Annotated in this window: 7 protein-coding genes; 1 reads left to right on the top strand and 6 read right to left on the bottom strand. The window is 60.3% G+C overall.

Annotation, left to right across the window (positions count from 1 at the left end; translation table 11 throughout):
• Positions 1 to 45 precede the first annotated feature (45 nt).
• The 6 genes from ACE04F_RS16770 to ACE04F_RS16745 form a co-directional block, all read right to left on the bottom strand.
• The gene (locus tag ACE04F_RS16770; protein WP_186613630.1) at positions 46 to 747 is read right to left on the bottom strand and encodes an ABC transporter ATP-binding protein; all 702 of its coding nucleotides are present in this window, start codon (positions 745 to 747) and stop codon (positions 46 to 48) included.
• Positions 748 to 1,515, bottom strand: coding sequence for a high-affinity branched-chain amino acid ABC transporter ATP-binding protein LivG (gene livG / locus ACE04F_RS16765; RefSeq protein WP_434558356.1), 768 nt, complete (start codon positions 1,513 to 1,515; stop codon positions 748 to 750).
• Entirely contained in the window at positions 1,512 to 2,768 is a 1,257-nt protein-coding gene (locus ACE04F_RS16760) for a high-affinity branched-chain amino acid ABC transporter permease LivM (RefSeq protein WP_039593755.1), read from the bottom strand. Before ACE04F_RS16760 ends, livG begins: the two co-directional genes overlap by 4 nt.
• Positions 2,765 to 3,688 carry a high-affinity branched-chain amino acid ABC transporter permease LivH gene (gene livH / locus ACE04F_RS16755; protein ID WP_014336891.1) on the bottom strand — a complete coding sequence of 308 codons (924 nt, stop codon included), beginning with the start codon at positions 3,686 to 3,688 and terminating at the stop codon, positions 2,765 to 2,767. Before livH ends, ACE04F_RS16760 begins: the two co-directional genes overlap by 4 nt.
• A 230-nt stretch (positions 3,689 to 3,918) precedes the next feature.
• Positions 3,919 to 5,046 carry a branched-chain amino acid ABC transporter substrate-binding protein gene (locus tag ACE04F_RS16750; protein WP_486108398.1) on the bottom strand — a complete coding sequence of 376 codons (1,128 nt, stop codon included), beginning with the start codon at positions 5,044 to 5,046 and terminating at the stop codon, positions 3,919 to 3,921.
• A gap of 60 nt (positions 5,047 to 5,106) precedes the next feature.
• The gene (locus ACE04F_RS16745) at positions 5,107 to 5,355 is read right to left on the bottom strand and encodes a hypothetical protein (protein WP_434572263.1); all 249 of its coding nucleotides are present in this window, start codon (positions 5,353 to 5,355) and stop codon (positions 5,107 to 5,109) included.
• A 30-nt stretch (positions 5,356 to 5,385) separates the two neighbouring features.
• On the opposite strand from ACE04F_RS16745, the gene ACE04F_RS16740 reads away from it, so the two are divergent.
• A complete protein-coding gene (locus tag ACE04F_RS16740; protein WP_486108396.1) occupies positions 5,386 to 5,691 on the top strand; it encodes a DUF2288 domain-containing protein in 306 nt (101 codons plus the stop codon).
• Positions 5,692 to 5,913: the final 222 nt, after the last annotated feature.

Here is a 5,913-nt window from a genome sequence, read left to right as displayed (position 1 = left end):
GCAAAAAAACACGGCCCGAAGGCCGTTTGTTCTATCGCGACAGACTCAACCGCCCAGGTACGCCTCGCGCACTTTCGGGTCGGTCAGCAGTGCTTCACCAGTGCCTTGCATCACCACGCGACCGTTCTCCAGCACGTACGCCCGGTCAGCGATTTTCAGCGCCTGGTTGGCGTTCTGCTCCACCAGGAACACCGTCACGCCATCCTTGCGCAGCTGTTCGATGATGTCGAAGATCTGCTGGATGATGATCGGCGCCAGGCCCAGCGACGGTTCGTCGAGCAGCAGCAGCTTGGGCTTGCTCATCAGTGCACGACCGATGGCGAGCATCTGCTGTTCGCCGCCGGACATGGTGCCGCCGCGCTGGGTAAAACGCTCTTTCAGGCGTGGGAAAAGGTGCAGCACCTTGTCCATCTGTTCCTGAAAGTCGCCCTTGTCGGTAAAAAAACCGCCCATGGCGAGGTTTTCTTCCACGGTCAGCCGGGCAAATACCCGACGGCCTTCAGGCACCACGGCGATGCTCTTGCGCATGATCTGCGCCGAGTCCTGGCCCACCAGCTCCTCACCCATGTAGCGGATGCTGCCGCTGTGGGCCTGCGGCGAACCGCAGAGTGTCATCAGCAGGGTGGACTTGCCGGCGCCGTTGGCACCGATCAGCGTGACGATTTCGCCCTGGCGGACCTCGACGTTGACGCTGTGCAGCGCCTGGATCTTGCCGTAGAAGGTGGAAACGTTTTCGAACTGCAGCATTTACGCTTCCCCCAGGTAGGCTTTGATCACTTCAGGATTGTCGCGGATCTGTTCCGGCGTACCGTCGGCCAGGGGCGTGCCTTGGTTGATCACGACGATGTGGTCGGAAATGCTCATGACCAGCTTCATGTCGTGCTCGATCAGCAGCACGGTCACGTTGTGCTCCTCGCGCAGCACGCTGATCAGCGCCTTCAGGTCTTCGGTTTCCTTCGGGTTCAGGCCGGCGGCCGGTTCGTCGAGCATGAGGATCCGCGGACGGGTCATCATGCAGCGGGCGATTTCCAGGCGCCGTTGCTGACCGTAGGCCAGGGTCCCGGCGGTACGGTTGGCGAACTCGGTGAGGTTGACCTTGTCCAGCCAGTACTCGGCGTACTCCATGGCCTCGCGTTCGCTCTTGCGGAACGCCGGGGTCTTGAACAGGCCGGCAAAGAAGTTGGTGTTCAGGTGACGGTGCTGGGCGATCAGCAGGTTCTCGACCGCCGTCATGTCCTTGAACAGCCGCACGTTCTGGAAGGTCCGTACCACGCCCTTGCGGGCAATGTGATGACCGGGCAGGCCCTGGATCGGCTCGCCGTCCAGCAGGATGGTGCCGCCGGTAGGCTGGTAGAAGCCGGTCAGGCAGTTGAACACGGTGGTCTTGCCCGCGCCGTTCGGCCCGATGAGGGCAACCACTTGCTTCTCTTGCACGGTCAGGGCTACGCCGTTGACCGCCAGCAAACCGCCGAAGCGCATGCTCAGGTTTTCGACTTTCAGGATCTCGCGGCTCATTTGCGCAGCTCCATGTGGGGGCGTTGCATAGGCAGCAGACCTTGAGGACGCCAGATCATCATCAGCACCATCAAGGCGCCGAACATCAACATGCGGTATTCGCTGAATTCACGCATCATTTCCGGCAGCAGGATCATCACGATCGCCGCCAGGATCACACCCAACTGCGAACCCATCCCGCCCAGCACGACGATGGCGAGGATGATCGCCGACTCGATGAAGGTGAAGGACTCGGGCGTCACCAGGCCTTGGCGAGCGGCGAAGAAGCTGCCGGCGAAACCGGCGAACGCCGCGCCGAGGGTAAAGGCCGACAGCTTGATCACGGTCGGGTTGAGACCCAGCGCACGGCAGGCGATTTCGTCTTCACGCAGCGCTTCCCACGCACGGCCGATCGGCATGCGCAGCAGGCGGTTGATGACGAACAACGCGGCCAGGGCCAGCAGCAGGGCAACCAGGTAGAGGAAGATCACCTTGTTGATCGAGTTGTATTGCAGACCGAAGTACTCGTGGAAGGTCTGCAAGCCTTCGGCGGCTTTACGTTCGAAGGTCAGGCCGAAGAACGTCGGTTTCTCGATGTTGCTGATGCCGTTCGGGCCGCCCGTGATGTCGGTCAGGTTGCGCAGGAACAGACGGATGATCTCGCCGAAACCCAAGGTCACGATCGCCAGGTAGTCGCCGCGCAAGCGCAGGACCGGGAAGCCCAGCAGGAAACCGAAGGTGGCAGCCATCATCCCGGCGATCGGCAGGCAGATCCAGAAGCTCAGGCCGAAGTAATGCGACAGCAGCGCGTAGCTGTAGGCCCCGACGGCGTAGAAGCCGACATAACCCAGGTCCAGCAGGCCGGCCAGGCCCACGACGATGTTCAGGCCGAGGCCGAGCATCACGTAGATCAGGATCAGCGTGGCGATGTCGACCGCGCCGCGAGAGCCGAAGAACGGCCATACCAGGGCCACGACGATCAGGCCCAGCACGATCCAGCGCTGGGTCGACGGCAGGGTCAGGAAGTTGCTGGCCTTGGCCGGGATCACCGGCACGCCGGGCGACGCTTTCCACGCCGCACTGATCTGCGTGCTGAACAGCACCCGCAGGAACATCAGGACGGAACATACGGCGATGGTCGCCAGGATGGCCGGGCTGGTGCCGTGCACTTCCAGGTTGATACCAACGATGGTCAGTTTGAGACCGAGTACCGGGTAGGCCACGGCCCAGACCAGCAGGGCGCTGAAGAGCGCCGATTTGAGATGCCTAGTCATACTTTCTCAACCTCCGGACGGCCCAGGATGCCGGTCGGCCGGAATAACAGAACCAGAACCAACAAGCCGAACGCCACGACGTCCTTGTACTGGTCGCCGAAGATGTCGGCGCCAAAGGCTTCCGCCACGCCCAGCACCAATCCGCCGAGCATCGCGCCGGGGATGCTGCCGATGCCGCCGAGCACCGCGGCGGTAAAGGCTTTCAGGCCCACGAGGAAACCGGCGTTGGGGTTGATCACACCGTATTGCATGCTCAACAGCACCGCGGCGATGGCCGCCAGGGCCGCACCGATGACGAAGGTCAGGGCGATGATGTTGTTGGTGTTGATGCCCAGCAGGTTGGCCATCTTGATGTCCTCGGCGCAGGCGCGGCAGGCGCGGCCCAGGCGGGAACGGGAGATGAACAACGTGAGGCCGAGCATGGCGACCAGGGTCACCACGAACACCACGATTTGCATGTAGGAAATCAGCACTTCATGTGCCCCGCCTGGCCCGATGGCGAAGTTGCCCGGAATCAGGTTGGGAATGGATTTGTCCTTGGAGTCTTGCGAAAGCAGTACCGTGTTCTGCAGGAAGATCGACATACCGATGGCGGAAATCAGCGGGATCAGACGGTTGCTGCCGCGCAGCGGGCGGTAGGCGATCCGTTCGATGCTGTAGCCATAGGAACTGGTAACCACGATGCTCGCGATAAAAGCCGCGGTCATCAACAGCGGGACACTGTCGAGTCCCATCATGGCCAGCCCGGCGATGGCGATGAACGCCACGTAGGAGCCGATCATGTACACCTCGCCGTGGGCGAAGTTGATCATTCCAATGATGCCGTAGACCATCGTATAGCCGATGGCGATCAGGGCATACGTGCTGCCAACGGTCAGGCCGTTAACCAGCTGCTGGAAGAAGTGATAGATGTCAGGCATTACAGCGCTCCTAAAAACCTGATACGCATTTCACTGGTGGAGTCATTTTCCCGCCCGGGCCCCATGGATCTGCATCCACTTCGGACTCGAGGTTTGCCAGCGAACCGCTGATGACGGTTTTGAGATTTTCAGGTGGGGAGACTGGCGGATCACGCCAGCGCGGCCCAATACATTTAAAACAAAGCCCACGGCACGCCGTGGGCTTTATTGGCAGTCAGTCAGGCCAGGCCTTACTGAGGCGAAGCTTCGGTTTTAGGTTTGCCGAAATGCCACTCGTAAACCACGAACTTGAAGTCTTTCAGGTCGCCCTTGTCGTCGAAGCTCAAGTCACCGGTTGGCGTCTTGAAAGTGCCAGCGTGGATGGCTTCAGCCACTTTGGTCGCGTCTTCGCTCTTGGCAGCCTTGATCGCGTCGGCGATCACGGTCACAGCCGAGTAGGACGGGAATACGAACGGACCGCTCGGGTCTTCTTTCTTGGCCTTGAACGCGTCAGCCAGGGCGACGTTGGCCGGATCCTGGTCGAACGATTTCGGCAGGGTCACCAGCAGGCCTTCGGAGGATTCCTTGGCGATTTGCGAGATGGAGTCGTTACCCACGCCTTCCGGACCCATGAACTTGGCCTTCAGGCCTTTTTCCTGGGCTTGACGCAGGATCAGGCCCAGCTCCGGGTGGTAGCCGCCGTAGTAGACGAAGTCGACGTTGGCTTGCTTGAGCTTGGCGATCATCGAGGAAAAGTCTTTGTCGCCGGCGTTCACGCCTTCGAAGACGGCCACTTTCACGCCTTTGCCTTCGAGGGTTTTCTTCACGGCGCTGGCGATGCCTTCACCGTACTGCTGCTTGTCGTGCAGGACCGCAACGACTTTCGGCTTGACGTGGTCGGCGATGTAGTTGCCCGCCGCCGGACCTTGGGCGCTGTCCAGGCCGATGGTGCGGAAGATCATCTTGTAGCCGCGCGCGGTGATGTCCGGGCTGGTGGCCGCCGGAGTGATCATGATCACGCCTTCGTCTTCGTAGATGTCCGAAGCCGGCTGGGTGGAGCTGGAGCACAGGTGGCCGACCACGAACTTGACGCCGTCGTTGACGACCTTGTTCGCGACCGCGACCGCTTGTTTCGGATCACAGGCGTCATCGTATTCAACGGCGACCAGTTGCTTGCCGTCGACGCCGCCCTTGGCGTTGATCTGTTCGATGGCCATTTTCGCGCCGCTGAACTGCATGTCGCCGTATTGGGCTACAGGGCCGGTTTTCGGGCCGGCGATGCCGATCTTGATGGTGTCGGCGGCGAACGAATGGCTGGCAACCCCGGCCAGAACCATAGCGGCAAACAGTTTGGAAATCTGCTTAGTAGCCTTAGTCATAGTGCTCCACTCATGCTGTTGTAGTTTTTATAGTCCTGGCGCCGTAGCAGCAGAACCGGGTCAGATATCTTGGATACCCACGCGGAAAATGCCCCCGGCAACTGTACCGGTACAGTGTAGAGCGCCGATTGTTGGCAAGGGAAGCTGGCGCTTGGGGGCAAAACCTGGGGGTGTCGCTTTATTGAAAGAAAAAGACAGATTAGCGGCGGGGTTGGTCCGGTCAAATCGGCAATCCTTGGCTTTCCTGCGCTTTTCAATCGGTGCTGCAATTGCAACCGGGTTTTTCTGCCAGACCACCGACGTTATCATTCGCGCCGATTTCTTTTCCGGACAGCTCCCATGAATCAAGAACCTAGCACCCTCTATGCCAAATTGCTCGGTGAAACCGCATCCATTACCTGGAAGGAGCTGGAACCGTTCTTTGCCAAGGGTGCCCTATTGTGGGTCGATCCGGCACTGGATCTGATCGCCGCAGCCGAGGCCATTGCCGAGGACGAAGGTACCAAAGTCGCCGCCTGGCTGGCCGGCGGGCAGCTCGCCAAGCTGTCTGAAACGCGGGCGTTGGATTTTCTCGAGCGTGATCCGCTGCTATGGGCCGTAGTGGTTTCGCCATGGATAGTGATCCAGGAAAGGGCGTCGAATTGATCGATGCACCAAGTTGGTTCGTGTTTTCGCATCTCGGAAAGTGTGTAGGTGAGTAGCGTGATGACAGCCTGCCGTGGCGAAACGCCACAGGGCAGGGTGACGTATACGTAACGGGAACAGTTTTTGGTGCGGCCGGTGGGCTGCCTAATTGTTTCTAGATGTTGTTTTTGCGGTGCCGCTCATGGCCCTTTCGCGAGCAGGCTCGCTCCCACAATGGACCTG

The organism is Pseudomonas sp. AGC41, assembly GCF_057334555.1.
This window is presented reverse-complemented; position numbering and strand designations above follow the sequence as displayed.